Origin of the sequence: Collinsella aerofaciens, assembly GCF_005844325.1 — a bacterium.
Taxonomy (GTDB): Bacteria; Actinomycetota; Coriobacteriia; order Coriobacteriales; family Coriobacteriaceae; genus Collinsella; species Collinsella aerofaciens_G.
Window position 1 is genome coordinate 1 of record NZ_SPFY01000005.1, and the last position, 25,216, is coordinate 25,216.

Consider the following 25,216-nt stretch of genomic DNA (forward strand, 5'->3'; position numbering starts at 1 on the left):
CGCGATTGGCGAAAATGCGTTGGTGGAAATGGTGAAAATTATATTGACGCTAACACGAGGGAGGGGTGAACTCGCAGCTGAGGGCCGTCCTGCGCAACCACCGGGGGCTGACGTCGGTCAAGCGCGTGAAGGCGGTGTTCTGGTGGTGCCACGCGCACTCGGGGGACGCGAGGACGGCGCGCGAGAAGCTCGCCGCGATGCCGACCGACGCGGACATCGACTTCCTGTTCAGCGTCTACTCCGCCTCGCCGTCGCGCGAGGACGGAGGGCCGGAGTGGGGCGACAGGGCAGTGTGGGAGGACCTCCACCACAGGGACCCGTACCCGTTCTGGCTTGATTAATGGATGGAAACGGATGTTCTATCGGGACACACATTTTGTCCTATAAGCCCCGATTTATCGCACAATGCCAATCCAAGCACAACGCCGCCGGCAACTCCCCTACTCAACAAAAAGCCCCGCCAGCCGCAATCCCCAAAGGAACCGCGATCAGCGGGGCCTAAGCGCGCTCCTCCAAAGGAAAACGCTCACAACACGAACAGCTCAGCCGAGCAGCGCGTTACTCTTCCCAGTAAGCATCTGCAAGCAGCTTAAAGCAGATCTTCTTGACCGGCTGCGCGCCATCGCCCGGGAACTCGAGCGTGGGCATATGAGGCTCGCCGGCAACGAACAGTGCAAACTTATCGTCAGCAAGATCGCCGGCGATCGAGGCGTCGGAATCGACCAGATCGTAGTCGTCCTTCTCGTCAAACTCCTGGACCAGCGTCAAGCTGCCCGTAGCGACCTTAAAGGCCTCGCGACCCTCGACATCGATCTGCAGGTCGTGATAGCGCTGATGCGTCTCATAGTGAGCCTCGGCCTCGGGACGCGTCGTGGGAGCCATGACGTTCGCATAGACCTTGTCGCCCAGAATCGGATGGCTGCCGACCTCGAGCTCCGCCGGGTCGTTCTCCTCGAGCCAGTCGATCAACACGTCGAGGCCCTTGAGCATTCCGCGATACTCCTCGATATCGCCCAATGCACCGTAAATCATCTAAATCCCCTCTCGGATCGCTTCTTTGGCGGCTACTCGGCAAACGCGTTACCGACGCTGTTGCCACCCACATACGCCTCGACCAGGGTAAGGTCGGGATTGAACACGACAAACTCGGCGTCGCGCCCCGGCATAATGCTACCGCACTTGTCGTCGACATGAGCTAGCAAGCGATGCCGGGGCCGTCACCCAAGCTCTTACAGCTCGGTCACGACAACGCCGTTGTAGACCTCGTCCCAACGGTCCATGACCAGATGGCCGGTCATGGGATCCATGGCATTGAGCTTGCCGCAGGTGTTGGCGGTACGCAGTACCGTCTCGTCGTCTGCGCCAGCAGCGATGGCATGCGCGAAGCCTGCGATAGTGGAGTCGCCAGAGCCCGTAGCGTTAACGGCGGGGATATCGGGAGTCTTGGCGCGGAACGCACGGCCATTGTGGAAGCCCACGGAACCGGCGGCACCCATGGACACGACGACCCAGGGGATATCGGAGAAGCGGGCGTCAGAGGCAAGTGCGGCGCGGAGCTCGTCCACATCGTCGGTGGTAAAGCTCGTGCCCAGAAGGCCGTTAATCTCGGTCAGATTAGGCTTGACCAGCTCGGGCTTAATTTCGGACTTAAGGGCGGCCTCGAGCGAAGCACCCGAGGTATCGAGCAGCACCTTGGCGCCGGCGTTCTCGGCAATGCCCGTGATCTTGGCATAGTAGTCCGCCTCGACGCCGCGGGGCAGCGAACCCGAGATGGTGACGACATCGGCCTTGCCTGCAAGCTCGGCGAACTTTGCAGTAAAGGCATCGAGCTCCTCGGGGGCAATTGTCGGGCCACTCTCGAGCAGCTCAGTCTGGTTGCCGGCGTGGAGGATGTTGAGGCAAATGCGAGTCTCGCCCTTGATGGGCACAAAGTCGTTTTTAATACCGTTGGCGTCCATGAGCTCAGCCATGTAGGCGCCCATGTGGCCGCCGAGCAGACCTGTTGCCACAACGTCGTCGCCCAGCTGACCCAGCACACGGGCCACGTTGAGGCCCTTGCCGCCAGCGGTCTTTTCGGGCGTCACACGGTTGACGTCGTCGATAACGAGCTCATCGAGCTGATAGCGCGTATCGACAGACGGGTTCATCGTAACGGTGAGGATCATTTTTAGCTCCTTATCTCGCAGGCTCCTTGTGCCTCGCGATACGAGTCGACAAAACGGAATTACAGAATCTCGATTGTGAACGAGCGCACGATGGTTTCTTTGGGCTTGGCGATAAGGCAGCCGCGCTTGTGCTCAAGCACGTCATCCTCATCGGAACAGGTCGAGAGGCCGCCCCAGGGTTCAACTGCCACAAAATCACCCTCGGGCTTGCTCCACACAATGAGGTACGGGAAGCCCTCAAAGCTCAGGCGAACGCCCTTGTCCTCGCCCTTTTTGGAAAGCGTGACCTGACGGCTCTCGAGCACGTCAAAGATGGTCTCCGCAAAATCGAAGAGCTCATGCGACAAAGGCAGCGTCTTTCCCACCATGGGGTTCTTGGAACGCCTGTCCACATCAATCAATCCGGTCGAGGGAACGGCGGTGCAGAGCTCCGCAGCCTCGTCTTTCTCAAAACGCAACTCGTAGTCCGTATAGGACTCACCCTCGTCGAGCGGACACCTAAAGCCGGGGTGTCCACCGATAAAGAAAGGCATGTCCTCGGTGCCCTCGTTGGTAACCTCATAGGAGACACGCACGGCGGCGTCCTCGAGCGTATAGCGGGCGACAAGTTTAAACGGATACGGATAATCGCTCAGCAGCGCAGCGTTATCCTCGGATGCCAGGCACATAGCCAACTCGTTTGTGCTTTGGCTCAACAGCTTCCACTCCTGCTTACGCGCAAAGCCGTGGCGGGCGAGCTTCACATGATGTCCGGCAAACGTCATGGCGCTGTTATCGCGCAAACCTCCGCAAATCGGGAAGCAAATCGGTGCCTGGCCGGACCACACGGCGGGATCGCCCTGCCACAAGTACTCGCGACCTCCAGCCTCAATCGAGGTAAACGAGCCGCCGGCCGTGGAGACCTTGATAGAAATCGAATCGTTGGAGAGAGCGTATTCCATTGTCCATCCTTTCGAACAACTGCTTTTTGCTCGCAAGAACCCGTCTCGGCCCTGACCAAAGGACAAACCCGCACGTTCATCGATGCGTCCGGTTTCCCAGGCATGCAACGGGGTACCATACAGACATTGATGCAATTACAGCTGAAAGGCCTTCTTATGCGAACCATCATCCTTTATGCCTCACGCCACCACGGCAATACGAAAAAGCTCGTGGACGCCATCGTCGAGGCGCACCCCGAAATCGATACCCTCGACGTGAAGTCACTCGGTAAAAACGAGTACCCCGACCTGCACGAATACCATCTGATCGGTGTCGCCACGGGCATCTATTACTCCGAGATCGACAAAGATATGGCGCGCGTGCTCACGAACGTGCTGCAGCCGCAGGACAAGGTGTTTGGCCTTATGACCTACGGTGGCAAAAACAAGTGGTACGGCAAGGATATCGATGGCATCTGCCGCATGAGGCAGGCCATCTTTATGGGTGTCTACGGCTGCCCCGGATTTGACACGTGGGGTCCGTTCAAGATTACCGGCGGCGTCCAGAAGGGACACCCGACCGCTGAGGAAATTAAGGGCGCCGTCGACTTCTTCGACAAGATCGAAGACGAGTATGGCGACATCATCGTCGAAGAGTACGCCAAGCGCGAGAAGCGTCTAGCATACGAAAAGGAGCATCCCGCGGGGGGTCTTGTGGCCGGCGTCAAGCGCACGGCAAAGAAGATCGCTAACAAGCTGTAACTGTTAAGGTGCTTTTGAGCGTTTAACCCATACGGCGGGTCCGAGCAGATTCGGGCCCGCCGTCTTTTTCTATCGTTACTCGGTAAAGGCGTTGCCGACGCTCTGGCCGCCAACATACGTCTCGACGAGGGTGAGCTCATGGTCGAACACGACAAAGTCGGCGTCGCGACCCGGCATGATGCTGCCGCACTTATCCTCGATGTGTGCAGAGCGAGCCGGCACCTCGGTTGCCATGCGGATGGCGATATCGGCGCTGGCGATGCCCCAGTCGACGATGTTCTTGACGCCCTGGGCAAGCGTGAGCACCGAGCCGGCAATGCTCTTGCCGTCGGCGAGCCAGCACAGGTTGTCCTTCATGATGACGTCCATGCCGCCGCTGGTGTAGCTGCCCTCGGGCATGCCGCCGCAGCCAAGGCAGTCGGTGATGAGCACCGTGTGCTGCCAGCCCTTTGCCTGCAGCAGCGCCTTGATGGCGGCAGGGTTCACGTGCTTGCCGTCACAGATGATCTCGGCATAGGTCTCGGGCGTGGACATGGCGGCACCCACGACACCGGGCTCACGGTGATGCAGCCCGCGCTGGCCGTTATAGGTATGCGTAAAGCAGCTGGCACCGGCGTTGATGGCGGCGATGCACTCATCGTAGGTGGCGTCGGAGTGACCGATGCTGGTCACCACACCCTTGGCGTTCAGAGCAGCCGCATAAGCAGCGGCACCGTCGCGCTCGGCCGCCATGGCGCTCTTAACGATGCGACCGCCCGCAGCCTCCTGCCACTGATCGAAGACCTCCTCGGAGGGATCGATAAGATAAGCGGGGTTCTGCGCGCCCACGTGCTTCATGGTAAAGAAGGGGCCCTCCAGATAGATGCCCTGAATGCGAGCACCGCAGAAGTCGGGGCCGCGGCCCTCGTCCGCCTGGGCGATGGCGGCGCAGGCATCCTTGATCTGCTCGACGCCATCGGTGAACGTCGTGGGCAGCCAGCTGGTGGTACCGCGACGGGCGAGCTCGGTCGAGCTGATATCGATACCCTCGGGGTCGTTGTCGGTAGTCGAGTGGTTATAGAAGCCATGGATGTGAGTATCGACCATACCCGGTGCGATCCACGATCCCGTGTAGTCCTTGATCTCGCAAGAGGGCTCGTCGGCCTGCCAGGCGCCAAAAACGCCATCCTCGACCATAAGATAGCCGCCCAGTTGCGGGCCTGCCGGCAAGAAGAACTTGTCAGCCTTAATTGCGTACGTGCTCATATGCACTCCTTGCTTCTAAAGCAGTTGACTGTGGTAATGCTTATACCCGGTCCATGTAAAAACAAAAAGCGCCCGCCCGCCGTTATGAGCGGACGGGCGCCCTTACAGGGGGACGCGATTAAGCGGTGAAGGGGTGAATCGTCACGCCCTTAACCACGCGGTTGACCGTGCCGGTGGGGCTCGGCGTATCGGGCGTGTTGCCCACGCGCACGGAGTTGAGCAGGCTGATAGCCTGGGCAAACATCACGAACGGCAGGGCAAGGTAGCCCTCGGGAAGCGCCTCGTAGCCCTTAAAGGTGAAGGACTCGCCCTCGTAGACGGTAGCGCCATCCTGCTGAACGGCAACGGTGTGCTGAGCAATCTTGTCGCCACCGATCTCGTTGAGGATGTCGATGTCGTACTGACGGGTGTAGGCGTCGTTGTTGACGAACACGAAGACGAGCGTCTTATCGTCGACGAAGGACTTAGGTCCGTGACGATAGCCCATGGAGGTGTCGTAGGAAGTAGCAACCAGACCGTGAGCGAGCTCGAGGATCTTGAGCTGGCTCTCCTGGGCAAGGCCACCGAAGGAGCCAGAACCCAAGTAGGTCACGCGGTTGAAGTCGCCAGCCAGGTAATCGGCGATCTCAGGCTCACGGGAGATGACCTCCTCGCCCATCTTGGCAATCGTCTCGACCCACTCGGCCTTCTGCTCGTCAGAGGCAGTGTCGAAAATAAGGGTGGAGAGCAGGGTCATGCAGGTGTAGGAACCGGTCATGGCGAAGCCCTTGTCGTTGGCGCGCGGGATGAGTAGCGTCAGCGCATTGGGATCATCGGCGGACTCGACGGCGAGCTTGCCCTCGGGAGCGCAGGTGATGTTGAGGAACTTGACGTTGTGGACGAGCTCCTTGGCAACGGCAACGGCGGCAAGGCTCTCGGGGCTGTTGCCAGAGCGGGCAAAGGAAACCACGAGCGTGGGATCCTCGGCGCGCAGGAAGTCGCGCGGGGCGCTCACGATGTCGGTCGTGGCGATGGGCTTAAAGTCGTAGAGATCAGTGTTGCCAGCGTGACGCAGGTACGGGGCGCAGGTATCGCCAACGTAGTCGGACGTACCGGCACCGGTGAAGACAACGGACAGACGACCCTCGCCCATAGCGCGAGCCTCGGCCAGGAAGGCCTCGATGGCCTCCTTGTTCTCGCGATAGATGTTGAGCGTATCGCGCCAAAGCTCGGGCTGCTGAGCAATCTCGGCCGTGGTGATCTGGGCGCCGAGCTCGGTGAGCTCCTCGACACTCTTCTCGAACATTTCTAATACCTCTCTCTAGAAGTAATCCTCTGACGTGCAATTATACACTTCGGTTGGTTATCTGGTAGTAACCAGTTAAATGCAAAGAATCACCATATGGAAACGATGCGAGCACTAGTTACTGCGCTGGTGGTAAACCTTGTATTTAAACTGATCGGCACGAGCAACCGAGAGTGTATACTCCACAACCTCGTTTGACTCGTTATACGTAGTCCTGACCAAGTCGAGCACAGGCGAGCCCTCGACAATTCCCAAAAGGTGAGCATCGGTGGGACGGGCTATGCTCGCATAGAACTCCTCTTCGGCCACGCGTATCTTTTGCTGAAAGTCTTGCTCAATCACATCGTAAAGCGGCTTACGCTCTAGCAGTGGTCGCTTTAGGGATAGAAATTGACGAACCGGTAGATAGCTGCGTTCGACCATCATGGGCATGTTGTCGGCAGAACGAAGACGCTTGAGCTTAAAAATGCGATCACCGATACGCAATCCCATATGCTCAGCCAGATTCTTATCGGCCTCCATCTCGCAAAAATCGAGAATCGTGGTCTCGGGGTCGCGACCCATCGCGCGCATCTGCTCGGTAAAGCTGTAGGACTGCATAAGATTGGTTGCCTTTGCCGAGCGGTCGGTCACAAAGGTACCGCGACCGTGCTGCCGAACCACCAGTCCTAAACGCTCCAGTTCCTGCAGAGCCAGGCGTACCGTAGTGCGCGAGAGACCATAGCGCTCCGAAAGTTCGCGCTCGGAAGGAATCATGTCACCGGCGCGATATTCATGGTCAATCTTTTCGGTCAGAATATCGACCAGCTGATCGTACAGCGGTTGCTTATGCGCTCCGATCGCCATCCTATCCTCCCTTTTGCTCGAATTCGGCTAACTACCTAGGGTGTTATGCATTATCTGTCTGCCACACCCGAATCATTAAGAAAACAAAAGCCGCGCGCTCTTTCGAGCACGCGGCTTTTAACATACACATGGCTTAAGGGGTCGGGGTGTGAGCCGCGTAGGGACACACCCCTCAAGCTAGAGCCTTACCAGATGCTCGGCCAGAGACCAAGCGGGCCAGCGCCCAGGATGCCAAGGACGAAGAGCAGGAGAATGCCCTTGGTCGGGGTCCAGCTGTGCTTAGCGAACATGTAGTAAAGCAGCAGCGTAAGCATAAGCGGGACGAGCTTCGGGACGATGGTGTTGAGGGTGTCGGCAACAGAGAAGTTGACCGGATCCTCGGTAACGGTGCCGTAGGTCACGGACTCCATGCCGTTGCCCAGATCGGTGACGCCGCACTCGACAGCGTTGCCGTCGGCATCGGAAGCGGTAAGGGCGTTGCCGTCCTTATCGGTCATGGCGATGGTACCGGCCTCAGCGGTCTCGGTATCGATGCCCTCCATACCGGTGAAGTTCTCGGCCTCCTTCTCGGAGACGATCACGGTAGTAGCGGAGAGACCACGGGTGGTGCCATTGGGGATCTGGAGGTTGATCTGGGTGCCACCCATGGTGACGACCAGGCAACCGACGACGAAGACGCCCATGATGGAAGCGGCACGCGTGAAGGCCTGCATGTTGGCGGTCAGAGCGTCAATAGCGCTGGTGCCAAGCTTGTAGGACCAGTTCATGAGCCAGAAGCGCAGAGCGAACTGGACAGCGTTGAAGATCACCAGGAAGATGATCGGCGCAGCAGCGTTGCCGTTGATGGCCATGTTGGAGGTGATGCCGGCCGTGATAGGCACGAGCGTCAGCCAGAACAGGGCGTCACCGATACCACCGAGCGGGCCCATTGCGGCGACGCGGACGGCGCGGATCGTGGGGATGTCAACCTTGTTCTGCTCGAGCGAAAGCACGATGCCCATAACAAAGGTGACGAGGAACGGGTGGGTGTTGAAGAACTCCAGGTTGTGGCTCATGGAAGCCGCGAGGTCGTTCTTGTTGGTGTGGATCTTCTCCAGACCGGGAATGATGGAGTAGAGCCAGCCAGCGGCCTGCATACGCTCGTAGTTGAACGAGGCCTGCAGGAAGCAGGAGCGCCAAGCCATCTTGTTGAGGGTCTTCTGGTCGAGCTGCGGAGCAGGAGTGAGATCCTCGTAGTGCTCCGGGATCACATACTCATTAGATGCCATCTTCGAAGTCACCTCCGTCAGAAACAGCTGCACCCTTCAGCTCGGTCTGCTGCTGGAAGTCCCAGAAAGCGATGCCGAAGCCGATGAGAGCGAGGATGAGCAGAGCAGGAGTTGCCAGAGAATCGTTGGCAACGGTGATGAGCGCGAGGCCAAAGCCCATGAGGAAGAAGCCCCACATATCGCGGTTCATCATAACCTTGAGCAGGACGGCGAAGCCGACGAAGCGCATCATGCCGCCTGCAGCGGACAGACCGGTCTGCAGCCAAGTCGGGATGGCGGAAGCGATGGTCTGACCAATGGTAGCGCCAGCGATGAAGAACAGGGTGACGACGACAGCGAAGATCAGGCCGAGCAGAGCCATGGCGAAGTAGTTCAGGCGCTCGATGCCCTTGGTGTCCGCGTTGTGAGCCATGTTATCGGCCGTGGACATAAGCGGGGACATAAGCGTGAAGACCAGGGTAACGCCGAGCTGGCCAAGCAGAGCGAACGGAATGGCGAGGCCGACTGCCGCGTTGGGCTCGAGGCCCGTGGCGATAGCGAGAATGGCTGCCATGATGCCGCCGATGACGGCGTTAGGCGGCTGAGCGCCTCCGATCGGCATGTTGCCGATCGTCATGAGCTGATAGGTACCACCCACGAGAAGACCGGTGTTGAGGTCGCCAAGGATAAGACCGATGACGGCGCCGGTGACGATGGGCTGATAGAGAGACTCGAGGAAGTCAAACTGGTCGATTGCCGCGATGAACGTGACGACGAAGACCAGAGCGATCTGGATGATCGAGTATTCCATCTTGCTCCTCCTTTCAAAATGAATGTACGCACTTTGGATTTCACGTACAGAATGTCAGGGTTTCATTCCTGACAACGTGGATCATGAGGATTACGAGAAGAGCTTGCTCGTGTCCTCAACAGGCGTGCTCGGAACGCGCCTGATCTCCAACTCCACCCCCAATTCCTGCAGCTCTTTAAACGCAGCGACATCCTCGTCGTTAACTGCGACGGAGGTGGCGACTTGGCGCTTTCCTTCCGACATGTGCATGTTGCCGATGTTTACCTTCTTTATAGGCACACCGCCCTTGACGAGCGTAAGCACGTCTTCCGGTGTTTCGGCCACGATGAAGATCTTCTGGCGCGGGCTCGCCTTGCCAATGACGTCGATGGTCTTCTGCAGAGAGAAGAAACGCGTAGCGACGCCGGCGGGAGCGGCCATCTTCATGAGGTTCTGGCGCATGGTGTTGGACGCCACGTCGTCGTTGGCGACGAGGATGAGGTTGGAGCCCAGGGTGGAGTTCCACTGGGTGGCAACCTGACCATGAACCAGTCGGTTATCGATGCGGGTAAGAAGAATGTTGGGTTCTGCCATGTTGATCAGCTTCCTTTCGTTATTTGCTGACGACAGTTACTTGATCTCCTGAATCGCGTAACGCGAAACATCTACGACGGCTCCGGATCGGACTTTGATCTGGACCTTCTCGCCTTCGATGCCTTTGACGGTTCCGTAGATACCGCCGGCGAAAAGAACCTCTTGACCCGGCTTGAGCTCGGTGTGCAGCTCCTTGAAGTACTTCTGCTTCTTCTTCATGTTGATTTGCGACCAGATGGTGTAAATCAAGCCCATGATGACAAGCAGGCCTAAAAGAGCGACCGAGGAGCTCAGGACGTTGGCTCCGAAATCGGCCATTAGATGCCGTCCTCGTCGCCGAAGATATCCTCTTCGTCGGAGCCGGCAACGGATGCGACCGTCTGGGCGGTGATGCCCGTCTGGCCAACGGTCACGGCCTGCTCGCCAAGCTCGGCGAGCGTGGCATTGCCGCGGAGGAACAGAAGCTCAATAACCATGGGAAGGTTGGTGCCAGTCAGAACCTCGACGTTGTCGACATCCTGGGCAATCATCATCGACTGGTTGAACGGGGTGCCGCCAAGCAGGTCGGTAAAGACGAGCACGCCATCGCACTCCTCGCGCATGGCGGTAATAGCGGCGCGGAGATCCTCACCGTAGGAAGCAGCCTGGTCGCCCTCAAAAGGAACGACGGTAAAAGCAGGCTGGTCGCCGGCAACCATAGCGATAGCGCTTGCAAGGCCGGGTGCGAACTGTCCATGACCGGTAAGAATAAAGCCAACCATTCAAATTTCCCTTCCGAAGGTGCGTACGATCTGTGTCCGATGATTTTCGGAAGCCAGCGGGCGCTCGCCCTTAAAGCTTCTTAGAAAGCGTTCTTTGAAGACCAGTGGTTTCTAAACTGGTAGTAACCACGTGACGTGTTGTTGTCACTATATCACCCCAGAAGAGGTCGCTTTCGTTGATTCATACGGTAAAACGTTTTTGCACCGCTCACGGTGATATTTCGACCGTTTACCGGTCGTTAACACTTCTACCTGCGGTTTTGAAACCGTTTCGAAATGCTTTGGCAAAAGATCGGATCTTTTCCTGTGTCTAAACAACGCAGGGCGGCTAAAAATAGCGTGTAGAAAAATTGCAGGTCATTGTGAAGATATGTGAATTGGTCTTTTTGACTTAATACCAGTTAGAACCAGTTTTGAGATTATCGGTGAACGGTAGTTTTCGACCGTTCACCGGTTACTTGCAATCGTTTGCAGTTGTTTTCCCAGATGAATTAGGGGAACCCGATGGAGCATTGTGCGGGCTCGAGGCCTACCCCAGTGGTTTCGGTAACAAAAAGCCCGCTAGAACGTTGTCCGTTCTAGCGGGCTTAATCAGGTAGATCGGTTAGCGCGCAGTAGTTCAGGCAAACCTTACGCAAACAGGCCGTAGATGCTGATGTTGGCCTTGGCGTACAGGCCGTTAGCGTACTCGGTCCACTTGGAGCTGGCGCTCGAAGCCTGCGAAGAGTACTGCTGGTAAGCAGTGTAGTAGGCGGTCATAGCCTGCTTATAGGTAGCGCTATCGGCCGTAAAGGCATCGTCGGCAAAGGCCTTAGCGTAGGTGCCGTTCTCGTCCTTCCAGGTACCCTTCGAGCTATCCCACTCGTCGCCGGCAAGGTTGATGATGTAGTCGGCGTAATCCTTGCTCGCGGTGTCCTCATTGCCGTCAGAAGGCTCGGTCGGAGCGGTCGGCATGCTTGCGGAGCTATCGCCCACCTTCTTCTTGTAGAGCTTCTGCAGCGTCGCGGACTGGCGGACGATCTGCTTGGCCTGGTCCTTGGACACGCCATACTGCGTGGCCATGGTCTTGTAGTCCGAAGTGCCGATGGAATCCTCGGCGTATTTCTTCATCTCCTTAGAAGAGACGGTGATGCCCTCGTCCTCGGCAGCATCGAGCAGGATCTTGTTGCGCACGTAGGACAGGATGACGTCGGCAGACGGAGCGGTATAGTTGCCGTCGTCGTCCTTGACGGTGTCGAGGCTGTACTGGCTCTCGATGGCCTCGCGTGCGGTGATGTCACTCTTCTTGCCGTTGTAGCTGTAGCTTGCCACGGTCGAATCGAGCTGGTCCTCGGTCAGGGTCGACGAGCCGACACCCTTGCCGCCAAAACCACCATTGCCAATAAAGAAGCCAATCACGGCAGCAATCACGACTGCAACCACAAAGGCGGCAATCATCGTCTTCTTGTGCTTGCAAGTGTGGTCATCCACGTCGGAGTCGTCGTCCTCGTCCTGCTCCTCGGGCATCAGATCCTCGTCAGCGGCATCCGCGGCAATCTGAGCCTCCAGACGGGCGTCCTCCTCCTCGGCCGTCGTACCGGCAGCAATGTGCTCGGCAGACGTACCGGTGACCAGGTCGATCTTCTCGTCCTCGTCACCGTCGGGGCCTTCGCCGCGCTCGATGATCTGGATGCCGTCGATCTCGTCCTTCTCGTCCTTCTTTTGAATCAGACCCATATCGGTTACTCCTTGTTAGGAAACATAGTCTTCAATAGAATACGCCCGACAGAGTGCCGGGCGTATTGATTCTTAGGTTATACGCAAACACTTAAGTACTATTTAGGCGTTTGCAGCGTGCATACCTTAGGCCAGGTGCGCGATAACGGCATCGGCAAAGGCCTGTGTGCCCACGGCGCCCTCGACGGAGCCGGTCTGGGCACGACGCACGTCACCGGTAACCTGCTCGCCCTCGTCGAGCGTGGCAGATACGGCGGCACGGATACGATTGGCAGCGTCGTTCTCGCCCAGGTGATCGAGCATCATCGCAGCAGAGAGGATCTCGGCCGTGGGGTTGGCGATATCCTGACCGGCGATATCGGGCGCGGAGCCGTGCGTTGCCTCGAAGATGGCGCAGTCGGCACCGATGTTGGAGCCGGGGGCCATCCCTAAGCCGCCCACCAGGCCGGCGCACAGGTCGCTCACGATGTCACCGTACAGGTTGGGCAGCACCAGGACATCGAAGTCGTTGGGGTTTTGGACCAGGCCCATGCAGGTGGCGTCGACGATCTTGTCGTTGAACTCGATATCGGGATAGTTGGCGGCCACCTCGCGCGCAACGCGCAGGAACAGGCCATCGGTCGCCTTCATGATGTTGGCCTTATGCACGGCCGTCACCTTTTTGCGGCCGCAGCGGCGGGCGTACTCAAAGGCGTACTCCACAATGCGGCGGCTCTTGGCGATGGAGATGGGCTTGATCGAGATAGCGGAATCGGCGGCGAAGGCCTTCTGACCCGAGCGCTCGACAAGCTGCGAGAGCTCCTCGACCTCGGCAGCCCCCTCATCGAACTCGATGCCGGCATAGAGGTCCTCGGTGTTCTCGCGCACGATGACCAGGTCGACGTCGCGGAAGCGCGAGCCGTCGCCCGGCTGCGACAGGCAGGGGCGCACGCAGGCGTACAGGTCAAAGTGCTTGCGCAGGGCCACGTTGACGCTGCGGAAACCCGTGCCGACCGGCGTGGTGATGGGACCCTTGATGGCAACCTTGGTCTCGGCGACCGCATCGAGCACATGTTGGGGCAGCGGCGTGCCAAACTCGTCCATGACGCCGGCACCGGCCTCCTGGACGTTCCAATTGATCTGGACACCGGCAGCCTCGACCACGCGGCGCATGGCCTGCGTAATCTCGGGACCGATACCGTCACCGGGAATCAGGACTACATCGTGCGCCATAATCTGTTACTCCTCGTCTTCGGCGTCGTCAGATTTTTTAACGGTAGCACGCTTCTTCTTTTTGGAGAGATCCAGGCCAAAACGTTTAACAAGCATTTCGCAAATCTCGCTCGAACGGGCCTTGAGATAGCTGCCCTTGCCGTTCTCGGCGTCGAACTTAAGGCGCAGCGCGAGCTTCTCGGCGACCTCGGCGTCAATCTCGCCCTGGCCAAACTCGTACAGGCAACCGAGCATGTCGCGATACTCAAGGTCGCCGTGGTAGCACTGGATAGCCTCGTCCAGGATGGGCCAAGCCTCGCGCGAACGCTCGACACTCGCGGCGCCCCATACGCACAGCAGGCGGAAGGCGGCATAGCGCAGCGTGGAGGAGATCTCGTCGAACAGCGCGGTCTCGGCGCCCTCAAAGGCATCGCCCAGCTGCTCGGGGCAGGTGGTGGCGAGCGCCGTCAGGGCATCGAGGGCCTCCCAGCGGGTCTGCGCCTCGGGGCGGTCGAGCGCCTCGATCAGCGCGGGCACGCAGGGCACGACGCGCTGCGGATCGCGCTCGGCAAGCAGGTGCAGCACGCGGGCGGCAAACTGGCGGATGCGGCGCGTGGGGCAGCCGAGCTCCTTGACCAGACGGTCGACGGCGTTCTCGTTCTCCTCTGCCAGCTGAAGCTGTGCCAGCTCCTCGTCGGTGAGCTGTTCGTCTTTGTTTTCTGCCATAGTTACCTCTTCTTACTATTTCTTAGCGTGCTTGCCAGCACCCTTGCTGTCATCGGTGACCGAGATGAGCTGTCGGTCGGCCGCGCCATTGCGACGCGCACGGCGGCGTTCCTCAGCGTCGCCCGCGTCGGCGGCGGCGCGATGAGCCTTGTTGACGTTAAAGACCTCGTCGTGCTTGCGCCACGGACCGACGGACTCGCCAAAGCTCATCTTAAGACCGGCGATAAAGCCGCCGAGCCAGCCGATCGGCGCAAACTGCACCAGCGGGAACAGCGAGAACACCCAGGTCAGTAGGACGACTGCCGCCGCTCCTGCAAAATTGGCAATCCAGTAGTCGCGCTTGGTGATCACGCGCTTTTCGCACGCCCACTGGCCGCACAAAAAGCCAATATAGATCGCAAAGATAAAGAGCACCAGCGCGAGCACCACGAACGTCCAGCTCATGGGCGCTACTCCCCGTGATGGTGGCCGCAGCAGCACTCATGGCCGTCGTCATGGCCGTGGCCGCCGCAGCACTCGTGGTCCTCGCCATGGTGGTGGCCACAACCGCACTCATGGTCGTCGCCGTGCTCGCCGCAACCGCAGCCGTCCTCGTGAGCGCCATGCTCCTCGGGACGATACTGCGACCAGTCCAGACCGGCGGCGATGGCGTCGGCCTCCTCCTTATAGAGGACCGTGATGGCCTGGGTGCCCAGCTTGGCGCCACCGATGGCGTCGAGCATGTCGTAGAGCGTAAAGGCCACGTCGGCGCCGGGCAGCGCAAGCTCGCGGTCGTCGGCATAGGCGAGTGCCAAGCGCAGGTCCTTGATGAAGTGCTCAACCATAAAGCCGGGCTTGTAGTCGCCGTCGAGCGCCTTGGGCGCCAGGCTCTCCATGGCGCCGGACTTGCCGGTACCGCCCAGGATCATCTGGCGGGTCTTCTCCAGGTCAAGGCCGCTCAGCTCGGCAAATGCCATGGCGTCTGCCATGCCGACCATGCAGGCGCCCAGCGACACCTGGTTGGCGAGCTTGGCAGCCTGGCCCTTGCCGGCGCCGTCGAAGCAGCAGATGTTGGCCGCAAAGGTGGCAAGGATGTCGCGGACCGGCGCGATGTCGTTCTCGGTAGCGCCCACGATAGCCGTGAGCGTGCCGGCGATAGCTCCCGACTCACCGCCGGTGACGGGGCAGTCAAACGCCATGCGGCCGGAAACCTGGGCGGCCTCGGCAATGTCGCGCGCCAGCTCGGGCGAGCTCGTGGTGAGGTCGATCAGGACCGCGCCGGGCTTAGTGCACGCGAGCAGGCTGTCGCCCGCCAGGTAGAGCTCCTCGACCTCGGAGGGATAGCCCACCATGGTAAAGACGACATCGGCGTTAGCCACGGCATCGGCCGGCGTATCGGCCCAGGCGGCACCGCGCTCGATAAGCGCGACAGCCTTGGACTTGGTGCGGTTGTTGACCGTGACGGGATAGCCGGCATCCAGGATGTGACCGGCGATGGGGGCACCCATGATTCCGGTGCCGATAAATGCGACGGAGAGCTTGTTTGCCATGAAACCTTTCCTTTTGGGTTGGGTGTTGTTACCAGGTTGAATACTCGATGCCAGCGTTTGGGCAGTGAGTTGGGATCGATTACGGCCGCGTTACTTGCCTACTGGCCGCGCACGCGGCAGGCGATGCGGTCGGAAAGCGACGCCTTGTCGGCGCGGTTCTTACCCCAAAACGCGCAGGCCACCATGCCGGGGCCCACGTGCGAGCCGATGGTGGGGCCCACGGAGCTGCGAATGATCGTGACGTCGGCGCAACCCTCCTCCTTGCGGATGGCGGCTTCGAGCCAGTCGCCGTCCTTTTCGGCATCGGCCGTCATGATTGCGATGGGCATGGTGCGGTCGGGCACGTAGTTCTCGCGGAACGACTTGAGAATGGACTTGAGCGCCTTCTTGCGGCCGCGGTTGACACCGATCAGCGACAGCGAGCCGGCAAGGTCGTAGGAGAGCTCGGGCTTGACATCGAGCTTTGCCGTGAGCTGCGCCGCCGCGGGCGGAATGCGGCCGCCGGCAGCCAGCGCGTCAAAGCTCTCGAGCGTAAAGTAGCCGTGGACGTAGGTCTTTGCCTCGTTTGCCCAATCGACCAGCTGCTTGGCGGTCAGTCCCGCCGAACGCTGGCGCACGGCCTCGAGCGCCAAGAGCGCGCCGGTCGCGCAGGGCAGAGCGTTGTCGACCACGTAGAGCTCAAAGTTGGGATACTCGGCGCGCACGGCGTCCGCCGCCTGGCACGCGGAGTTGTAGCTCGACGACAGCGCCGAGGTAAAGCACAGGTAGACCGTGGGAGTACCTTCTTTGGCACACTCGGTAAAGAACTCGATATAGCGACCGAGCGACACGGCGGAGGTAGACACGCGAGCGCCGGCGCGCATGCGGTCGTAGAACTCCTTAGGGCTCATGCTCGACCAGATATCGTCCGTGCGCTCCTCGCCATCGATGATAAAGGGGAAGCCCAAGATATCGACATCGAGGTTCGCGGCGACCTCGGGGCTAAAGTCGCAGCAGGTATCGACGACGATGCGGCAACGGTTCGAATGACCGGCGGATGCGGCCTTGTCCATCAAAGCGACTCCTTACGTAAAAAAGGCGACCACCCGCATGGGATGGCCGCCAACCGTTAACTCATGCAAGTTAACGTATTTTACTCGTCAAGTGTTTCGATACGGGGCTTGATGATGCCATATCCACCATTCTTACGGTGATATACCACATTGATGAGACCAGTCGTCGCGTTCTCGAACACGTAGAAGTCGTGGCCCAGCAGATCGGTCTGCACCAGCGCCTGCTCCTCAGTCATCGGGGTGACGTCGATAACCTTCTCGCGGACGAGCAGGTCATCCTCCTCCTCGGGCAGCAGCAGGTCGGCCAGATCCTCGACGCGCTCGACCGGTGCGACATCCGCTGCACTGGCACCGCCCTGGCGGTTGTCCACGACCTTGGTCTTGAACTTGCGCAGCTGGCGGGTGACCTTATCGGCTGAGAGGTCGATGGCGGCGTACATATCTGCACCGTGCTCGGCAACGCGAATCACCGAACCGCGGGCACGAACCGTAACCTCGACGATTGCCGGGTTGGGGTTCGAGGGGTTCTTCTCATAGCGAAGTACAACGTCGACCGTCATGGGCTCGATATCGAAAACCTTGAGCGCCTCGCCGATCTTCTCATCCACATGCGCACGCAGAGCATCGGTTACCGTCGTCTTGCGTCCAGAAACCTTGATATCCATACGTGGCTCCAATCTGCCTCGGGGACTTACTGTACTGGCTATGTACCCATTGCCGTGCATTTAATCACGCGGATTCCTAAAGACCCGAATAACGATTGCTTGATACCGCATACCGAAGTCTCGCACTTTTCCATGGCAAAGTGCGCTATAGGAGGGGGCCGGCGGCTTTGTATTTGGTCCCGAAAATTGGCTTTGACCTGCTAGTTTTATTGGGATGAAAAAGCCGGACTCCCCCATCGGGGAAGCCCGGCAGTGCGTGTTGAAACCGTGAAGAAGTGTCCTTTCCAACGTATAGGAGACACCACCCCTAGCAATAACTAGCTATTGAGTTTGTTAATGTCGTCGTCGGTGATGGCGCCTTCCTGGCTGGACGATTTGTCCTCGGAGGATGCGGTCTCATTGTTGGAATCGGAGGACTCGCTGCCGGAGGACGTGGTCTCACTGGACTCAGAGTCGCCCGGCTGCACGTTAGCGCCCGAAACCGTCTTAGTGGTGAGGTCGTAGGGCATCGTGCCATACCAGACAGAGTGGACCGCCTCGAGCGTACCGTCGACCGTGATGTCGTCGAGGGCATCGCTCACGGCACGGCACAGTTCGTCATTGGACGAGAGGCCCGCAACACCAAGCGTCGAGGGCGCCTCGAGCGCACCGACATAGGAGACCTCGCTCATCAGACGTGCAAGGTAGCCGCCGGCCGTGGAGTCGCAGATTACATAGTCGACCTCGCCGGACTCGAGCGCCTCAAAGCACTCGTTGATGTTGGAGTAGGTCTTTTGGTTGGCGGTAATGCTCTGCTTAGCAAGCGCCTCCTGCGAGGCCGAGGACATCTGAACGCCCAGGGTGGACGTGTTAAGGGTATCGGTGGAAACGCTTAGCGACCCACCATCGCTAGTTTTACCAAACACGGAAGTGGCATCGTACAGGCAGGTGCCGAGCGAGCTAATGTCCCCGTCCGTGGAATTAATCTCGCCGATAAAGATATCGGCCTTTTTGTCGCCGAGCGCGGAACCTGCCGAGGACGCATCGACAAAGGCGACCTTAAGGCCCATGCGGCTTGCGAGGGCGCGGGCGGCGTCAACCGCATACCCCGTGAGCTCGCCGTCGGCGTCCTGCATGGCCTGCGGCGCATCGGAAGTATCGAGGGCGACTGTCAGGGTTCCGGGAGTGACCAGGGCATCGTCCGACACCGCCGGCGTGACGGTCTCGTACTCGATCTGGTCGATCGTGGGAGTCGTGAACGTAGACAGCGGGTTGAACGCGCATCCGCTCAGGCCCAAAACGGCGATGACCGCTGCGGTCCCAGCACCTAACCGAGCCGCGTGCATCAAGCTGCCCCTCACCATGTCCACTACCCTGCCTTCTGTGTCGTATACGATCCGTGCGTTGCGCGGAATATCAGGTTGTTCCCACCAGCTGACCTGGTATTTGACCCCACACTTGCGCACCGGGGTGTTTGCTCGGGAGGCCGCAGCCACCTTCACGACTGACCCGCTCGCCCGCGAGGCGGTATTGCCCCAAAGAAAGTAGAACGGACGGTGCGGCTTACATCTAGGACGCGCCATGATCGCGCCGCGCGCACGCGGTCGCTTACGTGGATCCCTTTGACCGCGTCTGTCTTGGACTAGGACGGGCATTTCGTCCGTCCGCAACCACAGCCTGGTAGGAACGAAGCGCATTATAGCTAAGTTCAAGCTAAAGTTTAAGGTTAGGGGCGTCATTCGCATCTCGAGTACAGATTTTGCGGGTCGGAGCGGACCATTCGTGCCCCTATGAAGCCCGGAGCTCCCCTACGGGGAGCTCCGGGGCACCCGTCTCAGGGTGCCGTGTGCAAAAAACGGCAAATATGAGTACTGTTACCAATTTAGTAGCAGCGTATTACCGCCTCACGAGCCCTTTTTGAGTTCCGCACAGCCTGCTTGGCGCCAAGATATTCCACATTCGTTTATTATCTCTTCGCTGAATCCAGATTATCGGCCCAAGTTTCTTTGTTTTTGCTGTCACTAATCTAGTAACAGTACTCATATTTGCCGTTTTTTGCACAGAGCATATAAACAGACCCCCTATAAAGCCATAGTTTTACGCTGGTTTGAGCCCAAAGCACGCTCGGAGCGTATTCAGCAGAGCATCTTGCCTCTTTCGACGAGCCTCTACGCGATTCTGATATCGCTTACCCATACGCTGGTGGATGCGCCATGCGAGTGCTTCCATCGCTTCCATGTCACAGAGCATTTCGTTGTTGACCGTCGCGACCTCGATTCCCATAGTAATCAAGCCCGTGTTGCGCTTTTCATCATGGATACGTCCCCTCCGAGAAGAATGGCCCAGCTCACCGTTGTATTCCAAGTCAAACCGGGCTGCTTCCTGAAAGGCATCGCAAACCGCATGCGGCATCCCCGAGATCGCCTGTGCACGGTCGTTGAACTCGATCTTGTAGTCGGTCTTAAAGGGACCACAGGCAAATCCGCCATAGGAAAACGGAAGCGAAAACATGGCAAGCATGATGCACTCCATGGGTGAACGCAGGTTTTCCGACAGATAGGGACACAGCCGCCGCAGCTGCTTGGCCGCGCTCCCCTTGCATGCCGCGAGGTAATCTACCAGGCAATCGGGTGTCAGCACGGACTCGACCTCAAAGTAACCGACATCTGGCGGCTGGTCTTTGTCCTTTGCCAATTTGTTCACGACAGGCGAGGTGTAGGGAGGCAGATACTTCCCGCGGTCACTCAGTGAAATCTTAGAGCACAGCTCCTGGGCCAGGGCAAACGCCTGGATACAGCCGACCTCGCGGGCGACGACAACACAAAGGGCCTCGGGAGATAGACTGTACACCCCCGGTTCCACCTCTAGAATCGAGCCGGCGGGCAACCCGGAGCATACGGACCAGCTCACGCCAAGAATGCGGCGGCGCTGCGCTGCAGACCCTACCAGCAAGCACAGATCCTCTTGTACCTCGCTGCTTGCGGCCCCAATCCGCACCAAGTCGGGAAGATAGATGTCCTCGGTCGAGGGCGACGACGTGCGCAGCACACGGCGCTCTTCATCGGGACTGAGGTCCCTCCAGCCGATATAGCCCATCTGCCGGCGCTCGGCGCGCATCATGCGCAGCGCCGAGGCGCCGGTCAGGATTATGGAAGCCGCTAGCTGTTCGCCTGTCGGCTCGTTGCGCCGCTCAATCTTTACTGACACAAAACCACCCCTACCAAACGCGTGCGATAGCGAGGCCACCGACCGCTGCGGCGCCGGCGCGCTTGAGTTCCGCCGAAGCCGCGGCCATCGTCGCGCCCGTGGTGATAACGTCATCGATAAGCAGCAGGCGGCGGCCATGCACATCCTCAACCGTCTCGTACATGCCTCGGGCACGCTCGCGGCGCTCCTCACGACCGAGTTCGCGCTGGTCGCCATGCCCGTACTTGACGAGAGCATCGAGCAGGGGAACACCCGACAGCTCGCAAAATGGGCGCGCAATGGCCTCCATATGATCAAAACCACGCCGCCGAAACGCTGCCGCCGTCGCAGGCACAAACACCACCGCATCCGCACCGGACAGCACACCTCCGTAGCGATCGGGCGCTACGACCTGGGCATGCAGGGCGGTGTCGTAGAGCAGCTCTGCCAGATACGGAGCCAGACGTCGCTCGCCCGCATCCTTGTACGCTTTAATGATGCGCGGCAGCGGATGCGCATAGACGGCGCACGCCAGGCAGCGGTCGAGCGCCTCCGCCATTGCCGAGGACGTGCCCTCGACCGAACACTCAGTGCACAGCAAATCCCCAAACGGGGCGCCGCATCGGGTGCAGCTATGACGTGGGTCGATGAGCGTGAGCGCAGCCAGGCAGTCTTGGCAAATAAGCGTACCGGCGCGCTCGCAGCCGGCACATCGTGTTGGCGACAATGCCTCGAGCGTCTCGCGTGCCACCCGCTCGGCAAACGGTAGCAATTCGTCCGCAAACGGTAGGGCACCGGCACCCTGCAGACGGCTCAATATGTTCAGATGGCTCTTCAAGACACAACCCTCCCTACGCTCGGTCGCAGGGAGGGTTGTTGATTCGGCGCTATGATACCCCGATGCGCTCGGGGCAAGGCGGGCTAAATCCGCTCGCGGGCGTTATTCGCCGGCGGGCGGTTGCGGTGCGGGCGAAGACGGGGTCGAGCCCTCGCCACCATCCTGGCGAGGCTTGCGGGAACGGCGACGGCGACGGCGCTTTTGACCCTGGTCGGCCGAGCCCTCGCCACCGCGATCCTCGCGCGGCTCGCGCTCGTCGCGAGCGGCGCCACGCGAAGCCTTGGCAGCCGCTCCCCCGCCATCTCCGGGACGACGGCGCGTGACCTTGACCTCGCCATCCGAGACCTGATCGGCCACGGAGGGCACTGAGGGCTTCTGCTGCGCGCCCGAGGAATGGCGACGGCGCGGACGCGGCGCGCGCTCCTCCTCGCCACGTGACTTGCCGCTCTTGTCGACAGGCGCATCGGAGGCCGAGGCGCCCTTGGAAGCGGCACCAGCCTCGCGAGCAGCTGCGGCGCGGAAGGCGTCCTCGCGCTCCTCGCTCGACAGATGACGGCGGCGGCGACGTGTGGGGTTCATGCCACCGCCGCGATTCTGCTGCTGGGGCTGCTGAACCTCGCGCTCGCGAGAGGCGTTCTTGCCCGCGGCTGCAGCCTCGGTAGCATCGCCCGAGCCCGCACGCTTGCGGCGGCGACGGCCACCGGCGGCCTCCTCGGCCTCGGGCGCCTCGGCCTTGCCGCGGCCCTTTCCGCGGCCACGGCCCTCGCCCTGACCCTGACCGGCGCGAGCATCGGATTCAGCATCGCGACGACGGCGCTTAGGCATCGACGTGCCGGCCAGGCGGTCGGCACTCGACAGGCCATCGCCCACGTCGACGCCATTCTCGCGATCGAGTTCCATGAGCGCCAGGCGCATCTCGGGCGACTCGATGCGCTCGAGCACGTCGCGCGTCACGCAGTCGGGGCGGCAGCTGCAGCCCTGCTCGGCGGCCTTCTTTTTGCAGCCCTCCGAGCACGTCATATCGGCCAGGTTGACCTTAAAGACTTTACCGTTCTCCAAGCGCAGCACCAGCTGCTCACGCGGCGTGTCATACTCCTGAATACGCGCCTTGCCAAGCGGCGTATCGATGAGCGTCTTCTTTTTGGGCGCACGGCTCTTAAAGTCCTTGTACGCCTCGAACTCATAACGCAGGCAGCACATCAGACGACCGCACACGCCGCTGATCTTGGAGGAATTGAGCGGCAGGTCTTGCTCTTTTGCCATGCGAATCGAGACGGGTTCAAACTGTCCGCCAAAGCGCGTGCAGCAGAGCTCCTGTCCGCACTGGGCATAGCCGCCCACCAGGCGGGTCTCGTCGCGCACGCCGATCTGGCGCATATCGACGCGAATGTGCAGCGTCGAGGACAGATCCTTGACGAGCTGGCGAAAATCGACGCGCTCCTCGGCCGCAAAGTAGAACACGGCCTTCTCGCCGCCAAACAGGTACTCGACGCCCACCGGCTTCATCTCGAGGTCGAGCTCCTTGACCAGGCGGCGGAAGTCGACCATGGCCTCGTCGCCCTGGATGGCCAGGTCGTCGGCAAGCTGGAGGTCGATGTCGCTCGCCACGCGCAGCACGGGCTTGAGCGGCTGACCGATCTCGTCTTGCGGCACCTCAAAGGGATCGGCCGTGACCAGGCCAATCTCGGTTCCGCGCTCGGTGGAGCAAATGGCATAATCGGCCTCGAGGATATCCAGATCCTGCGGATCGAACCACAGGTCGCGCGAGGCGTAGGTAAACTTAACGGGTACGACTAACGGCATTTCAGTGCCTTCCTGATATCGAGCAGCATGACCTCGATGGCCAGCTGAGGAGTAACGTTTCTGGCGATGTTGCGCTCGGCGGTTGCGACCGCCTCGAGCGCCCGCGTGGCACCCGCAACATTCGTCGCGGCGGCAAGCCGCCCGATCGTGTCGCGCACGTCCTCGTTCACAACGTCTGCCGCCTCGTCCTGAAGCGTCAGCAGCACGTCGCGCATGAGCGTCCGCGCGCTCGCCAGCGCTTCCATAATACCCGAACGCTCGCGCGCGTTGAGTTCGCGCTTGTTGCGGTCCTCAAGCTGCTTCAATGCTCCACGCGACAGGTAGTCGGCGTTTTGCTCGAGCACCTTTTCCTGCGTGGACTTGACCTCGGCGAGCGGCGCCTTAACGGCGACGATGAGCGACTTGGCGCGGCTGAGCACGTCGGCCTCGTCGGCGGCAATGAGTGAGTCGATGGCACGGACCATCTGACGGCGGGCGTCCTGGCGCTCGGCACTCTTAAGGAACTCGATGCCGCGCGTGGGGCTGCCCGCCACGGCGACGGCCATGCGACAACGCGCGATATCCTGACCAGTGGCACGGCTCACGGCGTGCGCGGCGACGGCGGGCGACACCAGCCGAAACGGCACGCACTGGCAGCGGCTCACGATGGTGGGCAACATCACGTCTGCCGAGGTGCCCAGCAAGATAAACATAACGCCCTCGGGCGGCTCCTCGAGTGTTTTGAGCAGTGCGTTGGCGGTGTTGGCGCGCAGCTGCTCGGCACGGTCAATGATGTAGACCTTGGCCTTGGCGCGGATGGGCGCCAGGGGTACGTCGTCGAGTAGCTCGCGCGTCTGGGCGATGAGGTAGCCCGTGGCGCTCTCGGGCGTGTAATAGTGCACGTCGGGGTGCGTATGACGGGCGACGCGCACGCAGCTATCGCATGAGCCGCAGCCATCCTGCTCGCACAGGAATGCCTGGGCAAGCGCCCATGCGGCGTCGAGCTTACCGGCACCGGGCGCGCCCAAAAACAGGTAGGCGTGCGATGCGCGGCCGTTTGCGATGGCGTTGGTCAAAAAGTCGCGCACGCGCTGTTGGGTGTCGAGCTTGGCGAGCAGGCTTGCCTGAGCGGGGGCCATGTTACTCGGCCTCCTTGGCAAGCGCGGAGGCGACGGCGTCTTGGGGAATGTCGAGACCGTACGCGCGAACCTGTTCGGCCGTCTTCTCGAAGACTTCCTCGACGGTCGCAGTGGCGTCGATGAGCTTTACGCGGTTTGGCTCCTCGGCAGCAATTGCGCAAAAACCCTGGTAGACACGATCTTGGAAGGCCATGCCCTTAGCCTCCATGCGATCTGCCGCGCCACGGGCTGCCATGCGCAGCGCCGCCTGCTCGGGCGTGATGTGATAGACGAGTGTGAGCGCCGGGTGCGTCCCCGCGACGGCCAGGTTGTTGGCATCGCGCACTATCTGGCGATCGAGGCCATCGGCAAACGCCTGGTAGCAGGTCGTGGAATCGTAGAAGCGGTCGCACAGGACCACCTTGCCGGCAGCGAGGGCGGGCGCGATGGCCTCGTGCACCAGCTGGGCACGGGCGGCCTCATACAGCAGCAGCTCGCAAGTGTCGCCCATCGCCGTATTGGCGGGGTCGAGCAGCAGAGCACGGATCTTTTCGCTGATGGCGGTACCGCCCGGCTCGCGCAGGCTCACAACCTGGTAGCCGGCAAGGTCGAGCGCGCGGGCAAGCAAGCGCGCCTGCGTGGACTTGCCGGCGCCATCGACGCCCTCGAGCGTAATGAAGCTATGTTGAGCGGGCTCAAAAGCCATGGGCGCAGCCCCTTCCTACAAGGCGCGTAAATGCAGATATATCAACCAAACCATGATACCCCAGTGCTCGGCGCGTCCCAAATCCAACCTAGCCATCGAGGCATCCCCGAAGT

General features: G+C 60.4%; 26 protein-coding genes. 2 read left to right on the forward strand and 24 right to left on the reverse strand.

What is annotated here, in order from left to right; genetic code table 11:
- Positions 1 to 65: 65 nt before the first annotated feature.
- A complete protein-coding gene (locus tag FGQ61_RS02760; protein WP_138374499.1) occupies positions 66 to 341 on the forward strand; it encodes a hypothetical protein in 276 nt (91 codons plus the stop codon).
- Positions 342 to 558: 217 nt separating this feature from the next.
- On the opposite strand, the gene FGQ61_RS02765 is transcribed toward FGQ61_RS02760, so the two are convergent.
- From FGQ61_RS02765 to FGQ61_RS02780, 3 genes are all read right to left on the reverse strand, one after another.
- Positions 559 to 1,032: a NanQ anomerase/TabA/YiaL family protein gene (locus FGQ61_RS02765; protein WP_117716293.1), complete on the reverse strand. Its 474-nt coding sequence runs from the start codon at positions 1,030 to 1,032 to the stop codon at positions 559 to 561.
- Between the two features lie 197 nt (positions 1,033 to 1,229).
- Complete coding sequence (locus tag FGQ61_RS02775; RefSeq protein WP_138374500.1) at positions 1,230 to 2,165, reverse strand: hexose kinase; 936 nt, start codon at positions 2,163 to 2,165, stop codon at positions 1,230 to 1,232.
- A 59-nt stretch (positions 2,166 to 2,224) separates the two neighbouring features.
- Positions 2,225 to 3,106, reverse strand: coding sequence for an aldose 1-epimerase family protein (locus tag FGQ61_RS02780; RefSeq protein WP_138374501.1), 882 nt, complete (start codon positions 3,104 to 3,106; stop codon positions 2,225 to 2,227).
- Between the two features lie 156 nt (positions 3,107 to 3,262).
- Here FGQ61_RS02780 and FGQ61_RS02785 point away from each other — a divergent pair, with 156 nt between their 5' ends.
- Positions 3,263 to 3,847: a flavodoxin domain-containing protein gene (locus FGQ61_RS02785; RefSeq protein ID WP_022093846.1), complete on the forward strand. Its 585-nt coding sequence runs from the start codon at positions 3,263 to 3,265 to the stop codon at positions 3,845 to 3,847.
- Positions 3,848 to 3,922: 75 nt separating this feature from the next.
- Here FGQ61_RS02785 and nagA read toward each other — a convergent pair whose 3' ends face one another.
- The 21 genes from nagA to tmk form a co-directional block, all read right to left on the reverse strand.
- Entirely contained in the window at positions 3,923 to 5,092 is a 1,170-nt protein-coding gene (nagA, locus tag FGQ61_RS02790) for an N-acetylglucosamine-6-phosphate deacetylase (RefSeq protein ID WP_022094606.1), read from the reverse strand.
- A 118-nt stretch (positions 5,093 to 5,210) separates the two neighbouring features.
- On the reverse strand, positions 5,211 to 6,377 hold the full coding sequence (locus FGQ61_RS02795) for an AgaS family sugar isomerase (RefSeq protein ID WP_138374503.1): 1,167 nt from the start codon (positions 6,375 to 6,377) through the stop codon (positions 5,211 to 5,213).
- 114 nt (positions 6,378 to 6,491) lie between these two features.
- Complete coding sequence (locus FGQ61_RS02800) at positions 6,492 to 7,223, reverse strand: GntR family transcriptional regulator (protein ID WP_138374504.1); 732 nt, start codon at positions 7,221 to 7,223, stop codon at positions 6,492 to 6,494.
- A 185-nt stretch (positions 7,224 to 7,408) separates the two neighbouring features.
- The gene (locus tag FGQ61_RS02805) at positions 7,409 to 8,491 is read right to left on the reverse strand and encodes a PTS system mannose/fructose/sorbose family transporter subunit IID (RefSeq protein WP_138374505.1); all 1,083 of its coding nucleotides are present in this window, start codon (positions 8,489 to 8,491) and stop codon (positions 7,409 to 7,411) included.
- Complete coding sequence (locus FGQ61_RS02810; protein WP_022094610.1) at positions 8,481 to 9,281, reverse strand: PTS mannose/fructose/sorbose/N-acetylgalactosamine transporter subunit IIC; 801 nt, start codon at positions 9,279 to 9,281, stop codon at positions 8,481 to 8,483. The genes FGQ61_RS02805 and FGQ61_RS02810 overlap by 11 nt, the downstream gene beginning before the upstream one ends.
- Positions 9,282 to 9,371: 90 nt before the next feature.
- Positions 9,372 to 9,854: a PTS N-acetylgalactosamine transporter subunit IIB gene (agaV, locus tag FGQ61_RS02815; RefSeq protein WP_022094611.1), complete on the reverse strand. Its 483-nt coding sequence runs from the start codon at positions 9,852 to 9,854 to the stop codon at positions 9,372 to 9,374.
- A gap of 36 nt (positions 9,855 to 9,890) precedes the next feature.
- Positions 9,891 to 10,172, reverse strand: coding sequence for a preprotein translocase subunit YajC (gene yajC, locus FGQ61_RS02820; RefSeq protein ID WP_022094612.1), 282 nt, complete (start codon positions 10,170 to 10,172; stop codon positions 9,891 to 9,893).
- Complete coding sequence (locus tag FGQ61_RS02825; RefSeq protein WP_117743271.1) at positions 10,172 to 10,615, reverse strand: PTS sugar transporter subunit IIA domain-containing protein; 444 nt, start codon at positions 10,613 to 10,615, stop codon at positions 10,172 to 10,174. Before FGQ61_RS02825 ends, yajC begins: the two co-directional genes overlap by 1 nt.
- Positions 10,616 to 11,245: 630 nt before the next feature.
- Positions 11,246 to 12,331 carry a hypothetical protein gene (locus FGQ61_RS02830; RefSeq protein WP_138374506.1) on the reverse strand — a complete coding sequence of 362 codons (1,086 nt, stop codon included), beginning with the start codon at positions 12,329 to 12,331 and terminating at the stop codon, positions 11,246 to 11,248.
- Between the two features lie 126 nt (positions 12,332 to 12,457).
- A complete protein-coding gene (locus FGQ61_RS02835; RefSeq protein WP_138374507.1) occupies positions 12,458 to 13,543 on the reverse strand; it encodes an isocitrate/isopropylmalate dehydrogenase family protein in 1,086 nt (361 codons plus the stop codon).
- 6 nt (positions 13,544 to 13,549) lie between these two features.
- Positions 13,550 to 14,248, reverse strand: a complete 699-nt coding sequence (locus tag FGQ61_RS02840) for a HEAT repeat domain-containing protein (RefSeq protein ID WP_138374508.1) — start codon at positions 14,246 to 14,248, stop codon at positions 13,550 to 13,552.
- A gap of 15 nt (positions 14,249 to 14,263) precedes the next feature.
- On the reverse strand, positions 14,264 to 14,692 hold the full coding sequence (locus tag FGQ61_RS02845) for a hypothetical protein (protein WP_118206488.1): 429 nt from the start codon (positions 14,690 to 14,692) through the stop codon (positions 14,264 to 14,266).
- Between the two features lie 5 nt (positions 14,693 to 14,697).
- Complete coding sequence (locus FGQ61_RS02850; RefSeq protein WP_465038282.1) at positions 14,698 to 15,819, reverse strand: NAD(P)-dependent oxidoreductase; 1,122 nt, start codon at positions 15,817 to 15,819, stop codon at positions 14,698 to 14,700.
- A 56-nt stretch (positions 15,820 to 15,875) separates the two neighbouring features.
- Positions 15,876 to 16,829, reverse strand: a complete 954-nt coding sequence (locus FGQ61_RS02855; protein WP_138374510.1) for a DegV family protein — start codon at positions 16,827 to 16,829, stop codon at positions 15,876 to 15,878.
- Positions 16,830 to 16,909: 80 nt separating this feature from the next.
- Positions 16,910 to 17,494, reverse strand: a complete 585-nt coding sequence (gene hpf / locus FGQ61_RS02860; RefSeq protein ID WP_035137685.1) for a ribosome hibernation-promoting factor, HPF/YfiA family — start codon at positions 17,492 to 17,494, stop codon at positions 16,910 to 16,912.
- A 317-nt stretch (positions 17,495 to 17,811) separates the two neighbouring features.
- Positions 17,812 to 18,837, reverse strand: a complete 1,026-nt coding sequence (locus FGQ61_RS02865) for a substrate-binding periplasmic protein (RefSeq protein WP_229025882.1) — start codon at positions 18,835 to 18,837, stop codon at positions 17,812 to 17,814.
- A gap of 733 nt (positions 18,838 to 19,570) precedes the next feature.
- Positions 19,571 to 20,680 carry a hypothetical protein gene (locus FGQ61_RS02870; RefSeq protein WP_138374512.1) on the reverse strand — a complete coding sequence of 370 codons (1,110 nt, stop codon included), beginning with the start codon at positions 20,678 to 20,680 and terminating at the stop codon, positions 19,571 to 19,573.
- A 10-nt stretch (positions 20,681 to 20,690) separates the two neighbouring features.
- On the reverse strand, positions 20,691 to 21,497 hold the full coding sequence (locus FGQ61_RS02875) for a ComF family protein (protein WP_229025878.1): 807 nt from the start codon (positions 21,495 to 21,497) through the stop codon (positions 20,691 to 20,693).
- Between the two features lie 102 nt (positions 21,498 to 21,599).
- Positions 21,600 to 23,300 carry a PSP1 domain-containing protein gene (locus tag FGQ61_RS02880; RefSeq protein WP_138374513.1) on the reverse strand — a complete coding sequence of 567 codons (1,701 nt, stop codon included), beginning with the start codon at positions 23,298 to 23,300 and terminating at the stop codon, positions 21,600 to 21,602.
- Positions 23,291 to 24,418 (reverse strand): DNA polymerase III subunit, encoded by a 1,128-nt coding sequence (locus tag FGQ61_RS02885; protein WP_138374514.1) that lies wholly within the window; start codon positions 24,416 to 24,418, stop codon positions 23,291 to 23,293. The genes FGQ61_RS02880 and FGQ61_RS02885 overlap by 10 nt, the downstream gene beginning before the upstream one ends.
- Before the next feature lies 1 nt (position 24,419).
- Positions 24,420 to 25,103 carry a dTMP kinase gene (gene tmk / locus FGQ61_RS02890; RefSeq protein ID WP_138374515.1) on the reverse strand — a complete coding sequence of 228 codons (684 nt, stop codon included), beginning with the start codon at positions 25,101 to 25,103 and terminating at the stop codon, positions 24,420 to 24,422.
- Positions 25,104 to 25,216: the final 113 nt, after the last annotated feature.

What these genes read in the sequence shown, in the direction of transcription:
- FGQ61_RS02830 (WP_138374506.1), bottom strand. Translation starts at nt 12,331, where the DNA reads ATGGGTCTGATTCAAAAGAAGGACGAGAAGGACGAGATCGACGGCATC.
- FGQ61_RS02840 (WP_138374508.1), bottom strand. Translation starts at nt 14,248, where the DNA reads ATGGCAGAAAACAAAGACGAACAGCTCACCGACGAGGAGCTGGCACAG.
- FGQ61_RS02845 (WP_118206488.1), bottom strand. Translation starts at nt 14,692, where the DNA reads ATGAGCTGGACGTTCGTGGTGCTCGCGCTGGTGCTCTTTATCTTTGCG.
- tmk (WP_138374515.1), bottom strand. Translation starts at nt 25,103, where the DNA reads ATGGCTTTTGAGCCCGCTCAACATAGCTTCATTACGCTCGAGGGCGTC.
- FGQ61_RS02800 (WP_138374504.1), bottom strand. Translation starts at nt 7,223, where the DNA reads ATGGCGATCGGAGCGCATAAGCAACCGCTGTACGATCAGCTGGTCGAT.
- agaV (WP_022094611.1), bottom strand. Translation starts at nt 9,854, where the DNA reads ATGGCAGAACCCAACATTCTTCTTACCCGCATCGATAACCGACTGGTT.
- FGQ61_RS02765 (WP_117716293.1), bottom strand. Translation starts at nt 1,032, where the DNA reads ATGATTTACGGTGCATTGGGCGATATCGAGGAGTATCGCGGAATGCTC.
- FGQ61_RS02805 (WP_138374505.1), bottom strand. Translation starts at nt 8,491, where the DNA reads ATGGCATCTAATGAGTATGTGATCCCGGAGCACTACGAGGATCTCACT.
- FGQ61_RS02810 (WP_022094610.1), bottom strand. Translation starts at nt 9,281, where the DNA reads ATGGAATACTCGATCATCCAGATCGCTCTGGTCTTCGTCGTCACGTTC.
- FGQ61_RS02795 (WP_138374503.1), bottom strand. Translation starts at nt 6,377, where the DNA reads ATGTTCGAGAAGAGTGTCGAGGAGCTCACCGAGCTCGGCGCCCAGATC.
- FGQ61_RS02785 (WP_022093846.1), top strand. Translation starts at nt 3,263, where the DNA reads ATGCGAACCATCATCCTTTATGCCTCACGCCACCACGGCAATACGAAA.
- FGQ61_RS02855 (WP_138374510.1), bottom strand. Translation starts at nt 16,829, where the DNA reads ATGGACAAGGCCGCATCCGCCGGTCATTCGAACCGTTGCCGCATCGTC.
- FGQ61_RS02780 (WP_138374501.1), bottom strand. Translation starts at nt 3,106, where the DNA reads ATGGAATACGCTCTCTCCAACGATTCGATTTCTATCAAGGTCTCCACG.
- FGQ61_RS02775 (WP_138374500.1), bottom strand. Translation starts at nt 2,165, where the DNA reads ATGATCCTCACCGTTACGATGAACCCGTCTGTCGATACGCGCTATCAG.
- yajC (WP_022094612.1), bottom strand. Translation starts at nt 10,172, where the DNA reads ATGGCCGATTTCGGAGCCAACGTCCTGAGCTCCTCGGTCGCTCTTTTA.
- FGQ61_RS02835 (WP_138374507.1), bottom strand. Translation starts at nt 13,543, where the DNA reads ATGGCGCACGATGTAGTCCTGATTCCCGGTGACGGTATCGGTCCCGAG.
- FGQ61_RS02880 (WP_138374513.1), bottom strand. Translation starts at nt 23,300, where the DNA reads ATGCCGTTAGTCGTACCCGTTAAGTTTACCTACGCCTCGCGCGACCTG.
- nagA (WP_022094606.1), bottom strand. Translation starts at nt 5,092, where the DNA reads ATGAGCACGTACGCAATTAAGGCTGACAAGTTCTTCTTGCCGGCAGGC.
- hpf (WP_035137685.1), bottom strand. Translation starts at nt 17,494, where the DNA reads ATGGATATCAAGGTTTCTGGACGCAAGACGACGGTAACCGATGCTCTG.
- FGQ61_RS02865 (WP_229025882.1), bottom strand. Translation starts at nt 18,837, where the DNA reads ATGGTGAGGGGCAGCTTGATGCACGCGGCTCGGTTAGGTGCTGGGACC.
- FGQ61_RS02885 (WP_138374514.1), bottom strand. Translation starts at nt 24,418, where the DNA reads ATGGCCCCCGCTCAGGCAAGCCTGCTCGCCAAGCTCGACACCCAACAG.
- FGQ61_RS02825 (WP_117743271.1), bottom strand. Translation starts at nt 10,615, where the DNA reads ATGGTTGGCTTTATTCTTACCGGTCATGGACAGTTCGCACCCGGCCTT.